The organism is Lacinutrix sp. MEBiC02595 (genome assembly GCF_053601555.1).
In genome coordinates, this window is the sequence record NZ_JBSHNU010000150.1 from 1 (window position 1) to 271 (window position 271).

Consider the following 271-nt stretch of genomic DNA (forward strand, 5'->3'; position numbering starts at 1 on the left):
AAATCAGCAAATACAGTTACTGGTGTAGTGAATCCGGTTTCTGTTCCGTTTTGTGTTCCATCACCATCTTCATCGTTATATACGGTTCCGGTTACTGAACCAGCTGTAGTATAACCATCTGTTCCTGCTGCAACTGTTCCACTTACTGGTACCGTTACCTCTGTTGGTTCTGTTCCTTCTGTTAATGTTGCACCTGTTGGTAAAGTAGTTGTATCTACTACGATATCTACTGTCCCTGCTGGTACACCTTCTATAATATAGGTTCCATCCG

The 271-nt window shown here is 42.4% G+C and carries 1 protein-coding gene; it reads right to left on the minus strand.

Features of this window, described 5'->3' with window-relative positions; genetic code table 11:
- Positions 1-271 (minus strand): hypothetical protein (locus tag ACVCZW_RS02845; RefSeq protein ID WP_452231601.1); only part of this gene is annotated, 271 nt, incomplete at both ends.